Source organism: Bradyrhizobium sp. ORS 375, from assembly GCF_000239775.1.
Lineage (GTDB): Bacteria > Pseudomonadota > Alphaproteobacteria > Rhizobiales > Xanthobacteraceae > Bradyrhizobium.
Window position 1 is genome coordinate 1 of the sequence record NZ_CAFI01000136.1, and the last position, 16,817, is coordinate 16,817.

The following is a 16,817-nucleotide window of genomic DNA, read 5'->3' on the forward strand; positions in this document are numbered from 1 at the left end:
TGACGTAGAGAACTACGTCGCCGGCGGCTGCTGCTCGGCGGCCATCAGCGCGGCGAGCCGCGCCTCCTCGTCCGCCGTCAGCTTCGGCGTCGCCTCCGTGCCGCGCTGGCCGCGGCGGCGGACCTGCCACCACAGCGCCAGGCCGCCGCCGAGCAGCAGCACCGGGGGCAGCAGCCACAGCAGCAGCGTCTGGCGCTCGAAGCGCGGCTTGAGCAGCACGAACTGGCCGTAGCGGGCGACCAGGAAGTCGAGCACCTGATTGTCACTGTCACCGGCGGCGAGGCGCTCGCGCACCAGCAGGCGCAGGTCGCGGGCCAAAGGCGCGTCGGAATCGTCGATCGACTGGTTCTGGCAGACCATGCAGCGCAGTTCGCGCGACAGCGCGCGGGCGCGCTGCTCCTTCGCCGTGTCCGACATCACCTCGTCGGGCTGAACGGCATGCGCCAGCGGCGCGCCGATCAGCAGCAGCGCGAGCACGATAGAACCGAGAATGCGTCGCATCCGCCCTACTCCGCCGGCTGCAAGGCACGCGCGGCGCGGGCCGGCCGCGGCGCGCCAACACGCAGGCGGCGATCGGATAGCGACAGCAAGCCGCCGAACGCCATCAGCACCGGACCGAACCAGATCAGCAGCACCAGCGGCTTGTGATAGATACGCACGGCAAGCCCGCCATCGGCCGTGGTGTCGCCGAGCGAGACGTAGAGCTGGCTGACGCCACGGGTCAGCAGCGCGGCTTCGGTGGTCGACATGCCGCGGGTCGCAAAGCTGCGCTTGGAGGGCGTCATCACCGCGAGCTGCTTGCCGTCCTCGCTGATGACGAAGGTGCTGATCACCTCGGTGAAGTTCGGGCCCTGGCGCTGGGTCATGCCGTCGAACTTGATCTGGTAGCCGGCGAGGTTGCGCATGTCGCCCGGACGCAAGGTCGAGATCAGCTCGCTGTTCCAGGTGGTCTCGCAGACGATGCCGAGCAGCGCCACGCCGAGGCCGGCATGGGCGAAGGCCGTGCCCCACACCGAGCGCGGCAGGCCACGCGTGCGATGCAGCGCGATCTTGACCGGCACGCGGGTGATGCCGCTGCGCTCGACCAGATCGACGATGGCGCCGACGATGACGAACACGCCCAAGCCGATACCGAGCGGCGCCAGCGCGCTGCCGCCGCGCGCCCAGGCCCAAGCGATCGCGATCGCGACCAGCGAGACGACGCCGGCGGCGAGCAGCCGCTGCGTGGCAGCCAAGAGATCACCGCGCTTCCACGCCAGCATCGGGCCGAACGGCACCATCAGCAGCAACAGCGCGAACAGCGGGCCGAAGGTGAGATTGTAGAACGGCGCGCCGACCGAGAGCTTGAAGTCCAGCGCTTCCATGATGACGGGATACAGCGTGCCGAACAGCACGGTGGCGCAGGACACCGTGAGCAGCAGGTTGTTCAGCACCAGCGCGCCCTCGCGCGAGATCGGCGCGAACAGCCCGCCCTGCTTCAGCGCGGTGGCGCGGCCGGCGAACAGCGTGAGGCTGCCGCCGATGAACAGCACGAGGATGCCGAGGATGAACACGCCGCGCGTCGGATCGCTGGCGAAGGCATGCACCGAGGTGATGACGCCGGAGCGCACCAGGAAGGTGCCGAGCAGCGACAGCGAGAAGGTCAGGATCGACAGCAGGATGGTCCAGACCTTGAGCGCGTTGCGCTTCTCCATGACGAGCGCGGAGTGCAGCAGCGCGGTGCCGGCGAGCCAGGGCATCAGCGAGGCGTTCTCCACGGGGTCCCAGAACCACCAGCCGCCCCAGCCGAGCTCGTAATAGGCCCAGTACGAGCCCATGGCGATGCCGAGCGTCAGGAAGATCCAGGCCATCAGGGTCCACGGCCGCACCCAGCGCGCCCAGGCCGCATCGATGCGGCCCTCGATCAGCGCGGCGATGGCGAAGGAGAATGAGATCGAGAAGCCGACATAGCCGAGATAGAGCATCGGCGGATGCACGGCGAGGCCGATGTCCTGCAGCACCGGATTGAGGTCGCGGCCCTCGNTCGGTGGATTGGCCAGACGGGCAAAGGGATTCGAGGTGGTCAGGATGAACAGGTAGAACGCGGTCGCGACCCAGGCCTGCACCGCGAGCACGCGGGCACGCAACGACAGCGGCAGATTGTTGCCGAACAGCGCGACCATGGCGCCGAACAACGCCAGGATCGACACCCACAGCAGCATCGAGCCTTCATGGTTTCCCCAGACGCCGGTGATCTTGTAGAGCAGCGGCTTCATCGAGTGCGAGTTCTCGAACACGTTGGCGACGGAGAAGTCCGAGGTCACGTGCAGGGTGATCAGCGCGATGAAGGACAGGCCGGCGAACAGCACCTGCGCCAGCGCCGCCGAGCGGCCGACATTCATCAGCGCGACGTCGCGTTGGGCGGCGCCGAGCATCGGCACGGTCGACTGGATCAGCGCCAGCGCGAGCGCCAGCACCAGGGCATAATGTCCGCTCTCTGCAATCACTGCGTCGCTCCTGCGGCCGACTTCTCCTGACCGTCGCGCATCGACACCGGACTTGGTGTGGCTGCGCCGGCTGGCTTGGCCGCGCCTTTCGGCTTGCCGTAATCGTCCTTCCAATGGCCCTGCTTCTTCAGGCTGTCGGCGACTTCCTTCGGCATGTAGGTCTCGTCATGCTTCGCCAGCACGGTGTCGGCCTTGAACACGCCGTTGGCATCAAGCGCGCCCTCGGCGACGACGCCCTGCCCTTCACGGAACAGGTCCGGCAGGATGCCCTTGTAGGCGACCGGCAGCTTGGCGCCGCCATCGGCCACTTCAAACGTCACCGCGAGATCGTCGCCGCGCTTCAGGGAGCCCGGCTGCACCAGGCCGCCCAACCGGAAGCGCTTGCCCGCGGGAACGTGTTTCTCCGCGACCATGGTCGGCGTCGAGAAGAACACGATGGAGTCGCGCAGCGCGTTCAGGACCAGCCCGGCTGCGACCGCGAGCACGAACAGCGCCCCGCCGATGATCGTCAAACGCCTCTGCTTGCGTGTCATCCCTTAGATCCCGTTGGCGGCGGACGCGCCGCTCCTCATCCATCCAGCCCGAACGTCTTCACGCCCTCGTTGAGCTGGCGCAACCGATCGGCATCCTTCACGGCCTGCCGCGCATCGGATAACGCTGACTTGGCCTTGTCGAGATCACCCATCACGACATAAGCGCGCACCAGCCGCAGCCAGCCCTCGACGTCGTCGCCATTCTGCTTCAGCCGCGTCGCGAGCCGATCGACCATGCCGCGGATCATCGCGTCGCGGTCATCTGCGCTCATGTCCTTGGCGGCGGCCATTGCCTCGTTCGGCAGCGCCGGCGCCTCGCCGCCGCCGATCCGGGCGAGCGCGGCGCTGACCAGCGGCCGCCACGGCGCATCCGCCGGGCCCTTGCTCAGCATCGCGCGCCAGATGTTGGCGGCATCGTCCTTGCGGCCGTCCTGTTCGGCGGCCAGTCCGAGATAATAGTTGGCCTTGGGCTCGTCGGCGTCGAGCGCATGGCCGCGCTCGAACTCGGCCTTGGCCTCGGCGGTGACCACGCCGCCCGCGGCAGCCGTGATCACCTCGCCGAGATCGGCGCGCTTGGCGGCGCCGTCGCCAGCATAAGTGATCATGTTGCGATAGGCGCGGATCGCGTCCTCGGTGCGGCCGAGCCGCGCCAGCACCGGGGCGAGCACCGTCCAGCCGCGGCCGTCGGTCGGGTTCTTCTGCAGATGCTGCTCGACCTGCGACACCAGGTTCTCCAGCGGCTGCGAGCCGTCGGGCGTCTTGGCGCGTGCGGTCAGCGGAAAGTCCGGCAATTGCGGCGAGCCGAGCGGCAGATACACCGCGAGCGCCACGACCGGCACGCCGATCAACGCCACCACCGCCGCGACCCTGCGCAGGCCGAGGCTCGGCTTGGCGGCGACCTCGCCCTCCTGGTCGGCGGCGGCCAGCAGCCGGCGGCCGATCTCGACCCGCGCGGCCTCCGCCTCGACCTTGCCGATCAGCCCGGTTTCGACGTCACGCTCGATCTCGGCCAGCTGGTCCTTGTAGACCGCGACCTCGCGGCCGTCCGAGAGGTGGCGCGCGCCGAGCCCGAGCGGCAGCAGCACGGCGAAGATCGCCGCGGCCGTCATCACGGCGAACACGAACCAAAGCGTCATCGGAGCCAACGCGTCATCGGACAGAGTTCCAGTCGGCGCCCACCGGCGGGGCGCCCGTTGCGCCGCTTTTAGCCAGCAGCGTTCCCGGCGGCAATTCACAATTGCCGCCCTGGTAGCCCAGCCCTCCGCCCCGAAAAACTCAGGAGGATTACGTAATTACGGGACCTCGAACTCGGCGCTCTTGGCGAGATAGCTGCCGTGCCCGTTGAGCGCCACCAGGAAATAGGTCCCCGGCCTGACATGATCATTGAGACGGATGCGCAACGAGCCCACCGGGACCGGGGACGCGATGGTGGTGACGGGGTCGAGCAATGGCGTCCCGCTCGTCTTGTCGACGAGCACGACCTTGGCCTTGATCATGAGGTTGCGATAGGTCGCGCTGACGACGCGGTTCTCGACCTCGACGAAGTTGATGGTGGAAATCATGGTCTTGATGAAAAAATATGGAACCGGACGGCGGGAACCTATGCGCGGCCGCAGGATGCGGTCAACCTAAAATTGCGTATGCGAAACAATCAGACTATAGCCAGAAAGTACTAGCCGGCGCGCGAGGATTTTCGCTCGCCGTTGAGGGCATTTTCGGCGGACCGGCTCATCAATTGAGCATAATCGTTGCCGAACAGGACGTGACAGAATCGGATCGCCGCCGAGACCTGCGACTGCCGATAGGCGCGCGCCCGCGCATCGCCGGAACGCAGCGACTGGACCAGCGCCTCGGTGGCCTTCTCGACGTATTGCTGCAGGTCGGTATAGGTTCGCAGCGTGACCTCGTTGATCGCGAGCTCGCTGGCATAGTTGCGGCACACCGCGACGAACTCGATCAAGGCGGCGACCTCCTCGACCTCGCCGGTGTCGACGCCGGCGCCGGCCGGGATGTCCTTGTCGGCGCGCTGGCGCAGGATGCGGCGGGCCCGGCCAGGCACGCTATCAATCTCAGATTGTAGCGCATTGGAGATGTCGGCGCGGATCGCGGTGAGCTGCTTGCCCCAGCTCGATTCCGAGCGCAGGTCGAGCTCGGTGCGCAGGCCGCGGACGCCGTCATGCAGGCTCTTCAGCGTGTCGCCGAGATTGGCGAAGTGCCCGCGCCGGATGTCGGCGCGCAGCACCGAGGCGAGGTTGGCGAGGTCGTTCAGCGCGATCGTCACGGCGATGCCGAACGGCGTCGCCGCGACCCGGATCTCGTCGTCGGAGGCGGCGATCTTGGTGGCCAGGCGAATGATCTGCCACGGCGCGGCGAGCCGCTGCATCACCAGCGACAACGCGAACGGCAGCATCGCGGGCGTCTGCAGCGACGGCACGTTGATGGCATCGGACACGGAAGCGATCTGGGAATCGCCGAGCACGCGGATGATGCCGGGCAACCGCCCGTTGAGACCGTCGAGCGCCTCGCGGTTCTGCAGCACGAGCGCGATCGGCAGCAGGTCCTCGATCACGCTCGGCGCGCCAATGCGGGCGAGCAGGCGCTGGCGGTCGCCGGTGGCGTTGGGGCCGACCAGCTTCATCAAGGCCTCGGCGGCGGCGAGCTGCAGCTTGCGCGCGGCCATCTCGACCTCGCGCGAGCTCTCGCTTGATGCCGACATCGCGGCGTCAAACTCGGCATAGCGCTCCGGCGCGCCTTCGCGGCCAAGCCACTGCCAGACGGCGAGCAGAGAGGCGCGGCGGATCTGGCCGGGACGCAGCGGACCGGTCGAATCGGTGAGAAACGGCTCGAGCGGCCGGAACAGGCGGCGCGGCCCGTCGCCGCTCTGGCGGCGGTCCTCGCGCGACGGGGCACGGGCAACCTCGATCGCGGGCGGTGGGCGAACCGGTTCGGCTGCGGCGGGCTGAGCGGCGGCGGGAGCGGCCGCGACGGCGGGGGCTACCGGGCGCACGACCTTGCGCAACTGCTCGAGCACCATGGTGGCCACGGCCACGTCCTGGCCGCGCTCGATGGCACGCTCGAACTCGCGCATCAGGAGCGACTGCGCGCTCGGCGGCAGCTGCCCGAGATATTCTCTTAACCGCTCGTGAGCTGTCTGACCCATGCGCCGGCGTGCAAATTTCCACGGCGAGAGCGCACATCGCGCACCCCTGCACCAACCTTACCGTCCGCGATGTTAAGAAGACCTTTAGGATGGCGAAATTCGCCGCTCCGTCAAACGCCGGGCAGCCTCAGCTCGGCCCGCAGGCCCCCGATCGGCGCATCCCCCAGCGTGAGGCGGCCACCGTACAGCGCGGCCAGATCGGTGACGATCGACAGCCCGAGGCCCGACCCCGGCTTGGACTCGTCCAGCCGCTGGCCGCGCCGCAGCACCTGAGCGCGCTCGGCGGCCGACAGGCCGCGACCGTCATCGTCGACAACGATGCGCAAGGTCGAGGTCGCCCCTGCCTGGGCCGGCGGCTCCACGGTGACCTCGACCGACACGCGCGAGGTCGCCCATTTGCAGGCATTGTCGACGAGATTGCCGACCATCTCCTCCAGGTCCTGGCGTTCGCCGCGGAAGCGTGCGGCAGCATCGGCAGTCGCCTCGACCGCGATGCTGCGATCACGATAGATCTTCTCCATGGTGCGGCGCAGCGCCTCGATCGCCGGCGCCACCTCCGTCACCGTCGACACGATGGTGACGCGCGCCGCGATCCGCGCCCGCTCCAGATGGTGCGCGACCTGGTCGCGCATCACGTCGGCCTGCTCCATGACCTTGGCGGCGAACGGATCGGCCGCATGGGTCGTGGCCTCGTTGACGATCACCGACAGCGGCGTCTTGATGGCGTGGGCGAGGTTGCCGACATGGGTGCGCGCGCGCTCGACGATCTCGCGATTGGCATCGATCAGCGCATTGGTCTCGCGCGCCAGCGGCGCGATCTCGACCGGAAATTCGCCCTCCAACCGCTCGGCGCGACCGGAGCGGATGTCGGCGATCGATTCGGAGATCCGCTTCAGCGGCGCAAGGCCGTAACGCACCTGGAAGATGGTCGTCAGCAGCAGGACGATGCCGAGCGCGGTGAAGGTGCCGCCGAGGTAATAGTCGAAGCTGCGGGTCTCGTCGAAGATCTCCGAGGCATCACCGGCGACGCTGACCAGGAATTTGCCGTCGGAGCCGAGATCGACCGGACGCTCGACCATGCGCAGGTCCTGATTCTCGGGTCCCTCGACATAACCGATCCGGATACCGGCACCGCTCAGCTCGATCCCCTGTTCCTCGAGCTTGGGCAGCTTCTTGTCCCAGAGCGAGCGCGAGGCCCGCACCTCGGGCTTCTCGGTGTCGGTGCGGGTGATCTGCCAGTACCAGCCGGACAGCGGAAGTTCGAACAGGGGCTCGCCGAGCGACTGGAATTGCCGGTCCGGCGGGTCGTCGGGGGTCGCGACCTCGGCGATCAGGGTGCGGAGATAGAGATTCAGCCGGCGGTCGAACGCCCGCTCGGTGGCGTTGCGATAGACCGAGGACAGCACGATGCCGGTGATGGCGAGGATGACCACGAGCCACGCGGTCGCGGACAGGAACAACCGGGTGGCAAGTGAACTCTGGCGCATGACCGCAAATTAGCGAAACGGCCGGCGCCCGGCCACCTCAATGGCGGGCACCGGGACGGATCAGGCGCCCGCAGCCGGTGGCGGGGTCAGGAGATAGCCAAGGCCGCGGACGGTCTGGATGACGTCGCAGTCGAGCTTCTTGCGGATACGCCCCACGAACACCTCGATGGTGTTCGAGTCGCGATCGAAGTCCTGGTCGTAGAGATGCTCGACCAGCTCGCTGCGCGAGACAACGCGGCCGGAGTGATGCATCAGATAGGACAACAGGCGGTATTCATGTGAGGTCATCTTGACGGGATTGCCTGACACGCTGACCTTACCCGTGCGGGTGTCGAGCGTCACCGGTCCGCAGGTCAGTTCGCTCTGGGCATGGCCAGCCGAGCGGCGCAGCAGCGCACGGATGCGCGCCAGCACCTCCTCCAGGTGGAACGGCTTGGCGACATAGTCGTCGGCGCCGGCATCGAAGCCCTGCACCTTGTCGCTCCAGCGATCGCGGGCGGTGAGGATCAGGACGGGCATCGCCCGGCCGTTGCGCCGCCACGCTTCCAGCACCGAGATGCCGTCCATTTTCGGCAGACCGATGTCGAGCACGACCGCGTCGTAGGGCTCGCTGTCGCCCAGGTAGTGCCCCTCTTCACCATCGAACGCACGGTCCACGACGTAGCCGGCGTCGCTCAACGCCGTGGTGAGTTGGCGGTTGAGATCCGGATCGTCCTCGACAACGAGCAGACGCACGCTTGCCTCCAAAGCTGAACTGCACGATTTCCGCCCTCAAGATGAACCGGAAGGCCGTGAACCGTGCATGAACGGAACCCGGCCGATGACCTTACTTTTTGGTCATCTCGGCGGGACCGCCGGCAAGGGCCGACAGAATTGAGGCGGATATAAGCTCTGGGACACCACGATGAAAAGCCCGGCCATTGGGATGGCCGGGCTGGGTTAGTCACGCGACAGGTGTCGGCCGGACACGACGGAGAAGGCGCCGACGCTCAGCAGCCGTCCTCACGGCGTCTGTCAGGTGTGGAAGAAGACGAACCACACCAGGCCCAGGACCAGCAGCGCCAGCCCCGTGGAGATGGCCAGCATGGCCAGCACCGACGGGCCGGGCTCACCCTGCCGGGCTTCGGTTGGAGTTTCGACGATCTGCGACCCTCGTCTTGTTGCCATGGTGCCCTCAGCTCGCTGGTATCGATCTCGAACGCGGTATCGCGTTCTCTCATCGGCAACGTCGGCCACCAGATGAGGTTCCGGTGTCAGGGACGGCTGCGACCAGTTAACGCCGCTCTCAGAATCTGCAGCTACGCTTGTTGAATCCGGGGGCTGCGATGTTATCCTCGCGGCCGCCGCGACAACTACGTCCGCAGCAGCCCGGTCCCGGGAGCACGCCCGTCAGTTTGCGCCCGTCAGTTTGCAGTTGAGTGGAGTTGAACAATGGCCCCGCGCGCCAATTGGAAGGGTTTTCTGCGGCTGTCGCTCGTGACCTGTCCGGTCGCGCTGTACCCGGCGACGTCGGAATCCGAGAAGGTCTCCTTCAACCAGATCAACCGCAAGACCGGCCATCGCATCAAATACAGCCGGGTCGACGCCGAGACCGGCGAGGAAGTCGCCAACGAGGATATCGTCAAGGGCTACAAGGTCGACACCGACACCTATATCGAGGTCACCAAGGACGAGCTCGAGGACATCGCGCTGGAATCGACGCACACGATCGAGATCGACGAGTTCGTGCCGCGGACCGACATCGACAGCCGTTATCTGATCCGCCCCTATTATCTCGTTCCCGACGGCAAGGTCGGCCATGACGCGTTCGCCGTCATTCGCGAGACCATCCGCAGCATGGACAAGGTCGCGATCGGCCGCGTGGTGCTGACCAACCGCGAGCACATCATCGCGATGGAGCCGCTCGGCAAGGGTCTCATGGGCACGCTGCTCCGATATCCCTACGAGGTGCGCAGCGAGGACGAATATTTCGACGACATCCAGGACGTGAAGATCACCAGCGACATGCTGGATCTAGCCAAGCATATCGTCGAGAAGAAATCGGCCGACTTCCAGCCGGAGAACTTTGAAGATCACTACGAGGCTGCGCTGGTCGAACTGATCAACAAGAAGCGCAACGGCGTGACCATCACCGCCAAGGCGGCGCCGAAGTCGAGCGGCAACGTCATCAACCTGATGGATGCACTGAAGCGCAGCCTGGCCAGCGAAGGTGACAAGGCGCCCGCCGCGTCGGCCCCTGCCGCGAAGGCGAAACCCAAGAAGGCGAAGAAGCGCGTCGAAGGCCAGCGCGAGATGCTGCTGCCGATCAGCGGCAAGAAGGCCAAGGACGAACCGAAGAAGGTCGAAGAGCCGAAAAAGGCCGAGAAGGCGGCCCGGACGACGGCGCGCTCGCGCAAGGCGAGCTGAGCGACACCGCAAGCTACTCCGGCGGCCGCGCCGCCGAGAGTCGCGCCAGCTCGCGTAAACCAAGTTCAGGCAGAGTTCCGCCTGTTTCAGACTTGCGCTTGCGCGGGCTCGAGCCAACGGACATCACGCAAGGCTTGCAGGTCACGCGCGGTTCTCTGGCGCGGGGAAACCGGTCCAACTCAGGTGACTGGCTCCGACAATGCCGTTGCTGCGACCGGGCGCGGATTTGTGATCGCGACGGAGAGGTCTCGATGCTTGCGAAATGACCATCGGACGCCTAGCTCTGCGGCGCGGGTGACGATCCGGCGCGGCTCTCGCGAGCAGCGAGCCGGATGAGTGTTGATGTGGAACGACAGTGGCGGAGTCGTCCCAGCTGCGCGACGCGGCGTGTCAGGGGGATGTCGATGTTTCAGCATGTTGAGAACCAAATCCGGGAGAACAATGGCCGGATGCGGCGCGATTAGTCCATGTCGCGCGTTCAACTGTCTGAGCTCTCGGCGTTCGCGGCCGTTGCGGACTCATTGAGCTTCACCAGGGCTGCCGCCCATCTCGGTTGCTCCCTGCCCACCATCAGCCAGACCATCAAGAGCCTCGAGGAGCGCCTGGACGTCAGGCTGTTCAATCGCACCACGCGCAGCGTGGCACTCACAGAGGCCGGTGAGCGGCTGCTGGCAGAGATTCAGCCGATCCTGGAGCGCGTCGATCAGGCGATCGAGAGCATCAATGCCTTCCGCGACAAGCCGGTGGGGACGCTGCGCCTGACCGTGTCGCGCGTGTTCGCTCTGCGCGGGCTCGGGCCGCTCATTCGCGCATTCCTCGCCGAATACCCGGGCATCAATCTCGAGCTCGCGGTCGACGACACCAACAGTGACATCGTGCGCAACCGCTTCGATGCCGGCATTCGCGCCGGGCACCGCGTCGAGCGCGACATGAAGGTCATCCGCGTGTTCGAGGATTGCAGCTTTGTGGCGGTCGCCTCTCCCCACTATCTCGCGTCGCACCCGGCGCCGATCGTTCCCGACCACCTCAGGGATCACAACTGCATCCGGCATCGCGCGCCGGCGGACGATACGCTGCAGCCGTGGATCTTCGACAACGGTGCGCAGCGCGCCGAAATCGCTGTGGACGGCTCGCTGATCGTCAACGACTTCGATCTGGCGCTGAATGCTGCGCTCGACGGCGTCGGTATCGCCTATCTCGTCGAGCCGATGATCCAGGCCCATGTTGCCGAGGGCCGGTTGGTGCGGCTGCTTCCCGGCTGGGAGTACGCGACCGGCGGGCTGTTCCTGTATCACCCGAGCCGACGGCAGCCGCCGATGCCGCTCCAGGTCTTTCTCGATTTCGTCAAGCGATGGCGCAGCTCCGGCACGCCGGACCTGATTCCGTCCGTGAACGAGGACGACAAACAGGCGCTTGTCACGGCACCGTCACATCGTTCGGCGCTCCCTATGGAGTCCAACCGAAGCTGACATCGATGCAGAGACGAGACGCACGTCCGTCACTCGCGGCGGCGCCAACGCATGACCCATGCGATATGACGCGGGATTGTTCGGGAATCCCACCTACCCTATTCACGATTAGCACCATTAACAAATGGACACGCCAGCGTCAGAACGGCGGCGTGATCGGGCCGAACCTGGTGCAAGCAGACGGCGTGTTCACCACGGTTGCGACAAACACCCGCGACCGACACCGGATTCACGAGTCTGAAACAGGCTCGTGCGCACATCATCCATCGCTCCAAGGTCGCGGCCGATCGGCCCGCACCGATGCAGGTGGGTGCAGGAGCAAGTTCTGGCTTCGCCAGAGGCGGCACGCAGGGACGCGCGGTCGCCGATCCAACGGGGAGATTTTAATGAAGACGTTGAGGGGCCTGCTTCTCGGAACGGGGGCAGTGCTATTGTCCGCCGCAGCGGCCCAGGCCGCGGACCTTCCGATCAAGGCCAAAGCGGTCGAATACGTGAAGGTGTGCTCGCTCTATGGAACCGGCTTCTACTACATGCCGGGCACCGACACCTGCATCAAGCTCGGCGGCTATCTGCGTGCCGAGACCGCGCTATGGACCAACAGCAACTATGGCGGCGCCTATAGCGGCGTGGCCGGCGCGGACAACCGTCTCAGCAACCGCTATCAGACCCGTGCCCGCCAGGACCTGAACATCGATACGCGCACCGCGACCGAATACGGCGTCGTCCGCACCTATTTCGATGCCGTGTTCAGCTGGACCTCCGGCTCCTATGCGGGCGCCGGCCCCGGCACGACGTCGTACACCGGTGACGCGATCTCGGGCAGCACCGTGGGCGTCTACTACGCCTTCATCCAGTTTGCCGGCTTCACCATGGGCAAGGCGGTGTCGACGTTCGACGCGCCCTGGACCAACTATCCCGGCAACAATTTCGACGGCCTCGTCGGCGGCAGCGGCTCCAACAACGGCGTCAACCAGTTCACCTACACGGCCGATCTCGGCCAGGGCATCACCGCCGCCGTGTCGCTCGAGGACCAGACGCAATTCTTCACCACCAACATCTGGAACACCTCCGGAATCACCACGGCCGGCGTGCTCGGCGGCAATTACGGCTCGAGCGCGTTCGGTGGCACCGTCGCGCCCGACATCATCGGCATGGTCCGTGTCGACCAGGCGTGGGGCGTCTTCCAGGCGTCGTTCGCCGCGCATGACAATCACGCCGCCTATTATGGTGCGACCGAGACCTCGGGTCACCCGTCCGACAAATGGGGCTGGGCCGCACAGCTTGCGCTGTCGGTCAAGAACATTCCGACCGGACCGGGCGACGTCCTCACCCTGCAGGCGGTCTATACGGACGGCGCGAGCCGCTACAACTTCCAGAGCCTCGCCAACACCACCTATTCGATGTATGGCGGCACCAACGTGGCCGGCGCCTATCAGAGCATCGGCTTCGCCGGTGTGGCCGACGCGGTGTTCAGCACCGGCACCGGTCTCTCGACCGTGCAGACCTGGGGCATGCGCGGCGCTTTCACTCATAATTGGGATCCGCGCTGGAATTCGGCGCTGTATGGCGCCTATGCCCAGGTACATTATGGGCAGACTGGGGCGGGCCTGATCTGCGCCGGCATCGCCGCCACCGGAATGCTGACGGCGGGCTCGACCTGCAACCCCGACTTCAATCTCGGCCAGATCGGCGTCATCACCCGCTGGACGCCGGTCAAGGGGCTGACCTTCTCGGCCGACGTCACCTACAGCCACCTCGACCAGAAATATTCGGGCACCGCGATCGCTCCGGCTGTCGCAAGCACGGCGAAGCCGGCCGCCGTCTACCAGCTCAAGGACCAGGACACGGTGAGCATGCTGCTGCGGGCGCAGCGCAACTTCTGACGCGCGGCACGATCGAGCCTCCGACCAAGCCACGAGCTTCCGGCGATGCCCCGCCGGAAGCTCGTGCTTCAAGCGGCAGACGGATCGATCACATGAGGAGAAATGAAGAGGGCTTGCGCAGCAGCGAGGTCGATTACTTGATCGAGCTGTTGATGGACGTGAACTTGCTGCTCAGGCCGGATCCCAGACCGTTGACGGCCGCCAGGATCACGATGCTCAGCCCGCCGGCAATGATCGCGTATTCGATCGAGGTCGCGCCAGCCTGATTTCTGAGGAAGCTCGCAATCAACTGCCGCATCTACCACTCCGGTCGGGCTCGATCATCTGATGCGCCAGAAGGGCGCGCCAAGCCGGGACGGACGCCCCGGCTGAACCCTGCGCCATCGGCTTGAACAATGAGTTAATCGGATCAGGTAGCTGCGGCGCCCGGATTTGGCTCCGGAAGACGACAGCCGGCGCTGCAAGGCCATGCTCAAACCTGATCACAACCGCCTGACTTTATTGCGCTTTGTTTCCGACGACCACGGCATCGGACGAGCCGCGGCGCGTTTGCTGCTTGCGGATTCTCTCGTCAGGCATTTAGAAAAAATTCGGCCTGTCCGGCAGATGCCATGTCATGATCTGGGTCAACGGTCGTGGAGACGGCCGGCCTAAAGTTTATTCTGACCGTCATGACCGCAGCAGACACCGTCCGCCCCCAGCTCAAGATCCGCAGCGTCGCGCTCGATACCGGGCGCGAGAACGTCGTCGTGATCTCGCGCCGCTCGCGGGCCTTGCGTCCCGAGGTCTTCAGCGGCTTTTCCCGGGTCGAGCTGCGCTGCAATTCGCGCACCCTGCTCGCCACCCTGCTGATCACCGATGACGACGCGCTGGTAGGGCCCGACGAGATCGGCCTGTCGGAGCCCGCGCTGCGGCGGTTCGCCGAGCCGGCCGGCACGCTCGCAACCGTCTCGCCGGCCACCCCGCCCGAGAGCCTGGAGGCGGTCCGCGCCAAGATCCGCGGCGAGACCTTGAGCGACGAGGCCATCGCGGCCGTGATCGAGGACCTCGCCCACTACCGCTATTCCGACATGGAGATCGCCGCCTTCCTGATCGGCTCGGCCAGCTTCATGACCTCGGGCGAACTGCTGGCGCTGACGCGGGCGATGGCCAATGCGGGCACGCAGCTGAAATGGCCTGATCCGATCGTGGTCGACAAGCACTGCATCGGCGGCATTCCCGGCAACCGCACCTCGATGGTGGTGGTGCCGATCGTCGCCGCCCACGGCCTGACCATTCCAAAAACCTCCTCGCGCGCGATCACCTCGCCGGCCGGCACCGCCGATACGATGGAGGTGCTGGCGCGGGTGAATGTCGGAGCCGAGGAGATGAAGACGATCGTCGCTGCCTGCAACGGCTGCGTGATCTGGGGGGGCCACGTCAACCTCTCGCCGGCCGACGACATTCTGATCTCGGTCGAGCGGCCGCTGAGCCTCGACACCCGCGAGCAGATGGTGGCCTCGATCCTGTCCAAGAAGCTCGCCGCCGGCTCGACGCATCTCCTGCTCGACCTGCCGGTCGGCCCGACCGCCAAGCTCACCAGCGGCGCAGAGGCGATGCGGCTGCGAAAACTGTTCGAATTCGTCGGCGACCGCTTCGGCCTCAAGGTCGAGGTGATCACCACCGACGGCCGCCAGCCGATCGGCAACGGCATCGGCCCGGTGCTCGAGGCGCGCGACGTCATGGCGGTGCTCGGCAACGAGCCACAGGCGCCGGCCGATTTGCGCGAGAAGTCGCTGCGGCTCGCGGCGCATCTGCTCGAATATGATCCCAAGCTGCGCGGCGGCGCCGGCTACAACAGGGCGCGCGAGCTGCTCGACAGCGGCGCCGCGCTGAAACAGATGCAGAGGATCATCGATGCGCAGGGGCCATCGGAGTGCCGTAGCGAGCTCGGCAACCTCGCCTTCGACGTGAGAGCGGAGCGCGACGGCGTGGTCTCCGCGATCGACTGCCTGCGGCTCAACCGCCTGGCTCGCACCGCCGGCGCTCCCGTCAACAAGGGCGCCGGGATCAGGCTGTTCAAGAAGATCGGCGACCGCGTCGATCAGGGTGAGCCACTGTACCGCGTGTTCACCTGCGATCCGTCGGAGCATGATCTGGCGGCAACGGCCGCCGGCGCCAACAACGGCTATGCCCTCGATGGCCCGAACGGTCATCGGTAGCCGGGCATTGCCGCGCCTCATTTCAGTTCGGGAGACCGCCGCATGAGTGTGACCCTTCGCTTCTGCGGTGCCGCGCACACCGTCACCGGCTCCTGCTGTCTGATCCGCACCGACAACGGGCAGGTCCTGATCGACTGCGGCCTGTTCCAGGGGCAGAAGACGCTCAAGGCGCTCAACTACGGCGACTTCCCGTTCCGGCCCGCCGACATCGATGCCGTACTGCTGACGCATGCGCATATCGATCATAGCGGGCTGCTGCCAAAGCTGGTGCGCATGGGCTTTGACGGCAAGATCTTTGCCACGCGGGGCACCATCGACCTGTGCTCATGGATGCTGCCCGACGCCGGCAACATCCAGGAGCAGGAGGTGCTGGCGCTGAATCGTCGCAACGTCGCACGTGGACGCGACGAGGTCAGCCCGATCTATACCCAGGCCGATGCGTTCGCCTCGCTGCAATACTTCCAGCCGGTCGCGTATGAGACATGGACCGACATCATCCCCGGCCTTCGCGCCCGCTACTGGAATGCCGGGCATCTGTTGGGCTCCGCCTCGATCGAAATCGAGCTTCCCGGAGAAGGCACCGAGGGCGCGCCGCTGCGCCTGCTCGCGTCAGGCGATGTCGGGCCGGACGCCAAGCTGCTGCAGCCGGATCCCAAGGCGCCGGAAGGGTTCGACTACGTGATCTCGGAAGCCACCTACGGCGACCGCATCCGCGAGCCGACCACGCCGGAGCTGCGCCGCGGCCGTCTCGCCGCCGAGGTGCGCGACGCCTCAGCCGCCAGGGGCGCGCTGCTGATCCCGGCCTTCGCGGTGGAGCGCACGCAGGAGCTGATCGTCGACCTGGTCGAGCTGATGGAGCGCGGCGACATTCCGGCCGCGCCGATCTTCCTGGACTCGCCGCTCGCCATCCACGCCACCGAGGTGTTTCGCGCGCACGCCGAGAGCCTCGACGGCGGCAGCGATGTCGGCCGTCTGCTGTCGTCGCCGCATCTGCGCTTCACCGAGACGGTCGACGAGAGCAAGGCGATCGCCAAGCTGACCGGCTTCCACATCATCATCGCCGCCAGCGGCATGTGCGATGCCGGCCGCATCCGTCATCACCTGAAGCGCTGGCTATGGAATAACCGCGCCACCGTGCTGCTGGTCGGCTACCAGGCCAACGGCACGCTCGGCCGTTTCCTGCAGGACGGCG

At 66.4% G+C, this 16,817-nt stretch carries 15 protein-coding genes; 5 read left to right on the forward strand and 10 right to left on the reverse strand.

The features are described 5' to 3' along the window. Positions 1-12 precede the first annotated feature (12 nt). The 9 genes from BRAO375_RS11700 to BRAO375_RS37970 all read right to left on the reverse strand — a co-directional run bounded on the left by BRAO375_RS11700 (position 13) and on the right by BRAO375_RS37970 (position 8,833). Positions 13-501 (reverse strand): cytochrome c-type biogenesis protein, encoded by a 489-nt coding sequence (locus BRAO375_RS11700; RefSeq protein WP_009027680.1) that lies wholly within the window; start codon positions 499-501, stop codon positions 13-15. Positions 502-506: 5 nt separating this feature from the next. Next, positions 507-2,486: a heme lyase CcmF/NrfE family subunit gene (locus BRAO375_RS11705; protein WP_009027681.1), complete on the reverse strand. Its 1,980-nt coding sequence runs from the start codon at positions 2,484-2,486 to the stop codon at positions 507-509. Next, positions 2,483-3,019: a cytochrome c maturation protein CcmE gene (gene ccmE / locus BRAO375_RS11710; RefSeq protein WP_009027682.1), complete on the reverse strand. Its 537-nt coding sequence runs from the start codon at positions 3,017-3,019 to the stop codon at positions 2,483-2,485. The genes BRAO375_RS11705 and ccmE overlap by 4 nt, the downstream gene beginning before the upstream one ends. A 35-nt stretch (positions 3,020-3,054) precedes the next feature. Beyond that, the gene (gene ccmI / locus BRAO375_RS11715) at positions 3,055-4,155 is read right to left on the reverse strand and encodes a c-type cytochrome biogenesis protein CcmI (RefSeq protein WP_009027683.1); all 1,101 of its coding nucleotides are present in this window, start codon (positions 4,153-4,155) and stop codon (positions 3,055-3,057) included. Between the two features lie 156 nt (positions 4,156-4,311). Beyond that, on the reverse strand, positions 4,312-4,581 hold the full coding sequence (locus tag BRAO375_RS11720; RefSeq protein WP_009027684.1) for a hypothetical protein: 270 nt from the start codon (positions 4,579-4,581) through the stop codon (positions 4,312-4,314). Positions 4,582-4,691: 110 nt separating this feature from the next. Then, entirely contained in the window at positions 4,692-6,179 is a 1,488-nt protein-coding gene (locus BRAO375_RS11725; protein WP_035640039.1) for a hypothetical protein, read from the reverse strand. 110 nt (positions 6,180-6,289) lie between these two features. After that, positions 6,290-7,666 carry an ATP-binding protein gene (locus tag BRAO375_RS11730; protein WP_035640042.1) on the reverse strand — a complete coding sequence of 459 codons (1,377 nt, stop codon included), beginning with the start codon at positions 7,664-7,666 and terminating at the stop codon, positions 6,290-6,292. Positions 7,667-7,726: 60 nt separating this feature from the next. Beyond that, positions 7,727-8,401, reverse strand: coding sequence for a response regulator transcription factor (locus BRAO375_RS11735; protein WP_006614547.1), 675 nt, complete (start codon positions 8,399-8,401; stop codon positions 7,727-7,729). A 279-nt stretch (positions 8,402-8,680) separates the two neighbouring features. Continuing rightward, a complete protein-coding gene (locus BRAO375_RS37970) occupies positions 8,681-8,833 on the reverse strand; it encodes a hypothetical protein (RefSeq protein ID WP_009027687.1) in 153 nt (50 codons plus the stop codon). Between the two features lie 264 nt (positions 8,834-9,097). Here BRAO375_RS37970 and ku point away from each other — a divergent pair, with 264 nt between their 5' ends. From ku to BRAO375_RS11750, 3 genes are all read left to right on the forward strand, one after another. After that, positions 9,098-10,072, forward strand: coding sequence for a non-homologous end joining protein Ku (ku, locus tag BRAO375_RS11740; RefSeq protein WP_009027688.1), 975 nt, complete (start codon positions 9,098-9,100; stop codon positions 10,070-10,072). A gap of 467 nt (positions 10,073-10,539) precedes the next feature. After that, the gene (locus BRAO375_RS11745; RefSeq protein WP_009027689.1) at positions 10,540-11,541 is read left to right on the forward strand and encodes a LysR family transcriptional regulator; all 1,002 of its coding nucleotides are present in this window, start codon (positions 10,540-10,542) and stop codon (positions 11,539-11,541) included. Between the two features lie 386 nt (positions 11,542-11,927). Continuing rightward, positions 11,928-13,424, forward strand: coding sequence for a porin (locus BRAO375_RS11750; RefSeq protein ID WP_009027690.1), 1,497 nt, complete (start codon positions 11,928-11,930; stop codon positions 13,422-13,424). A gap of 133 nt (positions 13,425-13,557) precedes the next feature. Here the strand turns inward: BRAO375_RS11750 and BRAO375_RS11755 are convergent, their stop codons facing one another. Next, on the reverse strand, positions 13,558-13,722 hold the full coding sequence (locus BRAO375_RS11755; RefSeq protein ID WP_035640044.1) for a Flp family type IVb pilin: 165 nt from the start codon (positions 13,720-13,722) through the stop codon (positions 13,558-13,560). Between the two features lie 373 nt (positions 13,723-14,095). On the opposite strand from BRAO375_RS11755, the gene BRAO375_RS11760 reads away from it, so the two are divergent. Together BRAO375_RS11760 and BRAO375_RS11765 are read left to right on the forward strand one after the other, a co-directional pair. Beyond that, a complete protein-coding gene (locus tag BRAO375_RS11760) occupies positions 14,096-15,625 on the forward strand; it encodes a thymidine phosphorylase family protein (RefSeq protein ID WP_083842469.1) in 1,530 nt (509 codons plus the stop codon). Between the two features lie 42 nt (positions 15,626-15,667). Continuing rightward, positions 15,668-16,817 (forward strand): MBL fold metallo-hydrolase (locus BRAO375_RS11765; RefSeq protein ID WP_035640046.1); only part of this gene is annotated, 1,150 nt, incomplete at its 3' end.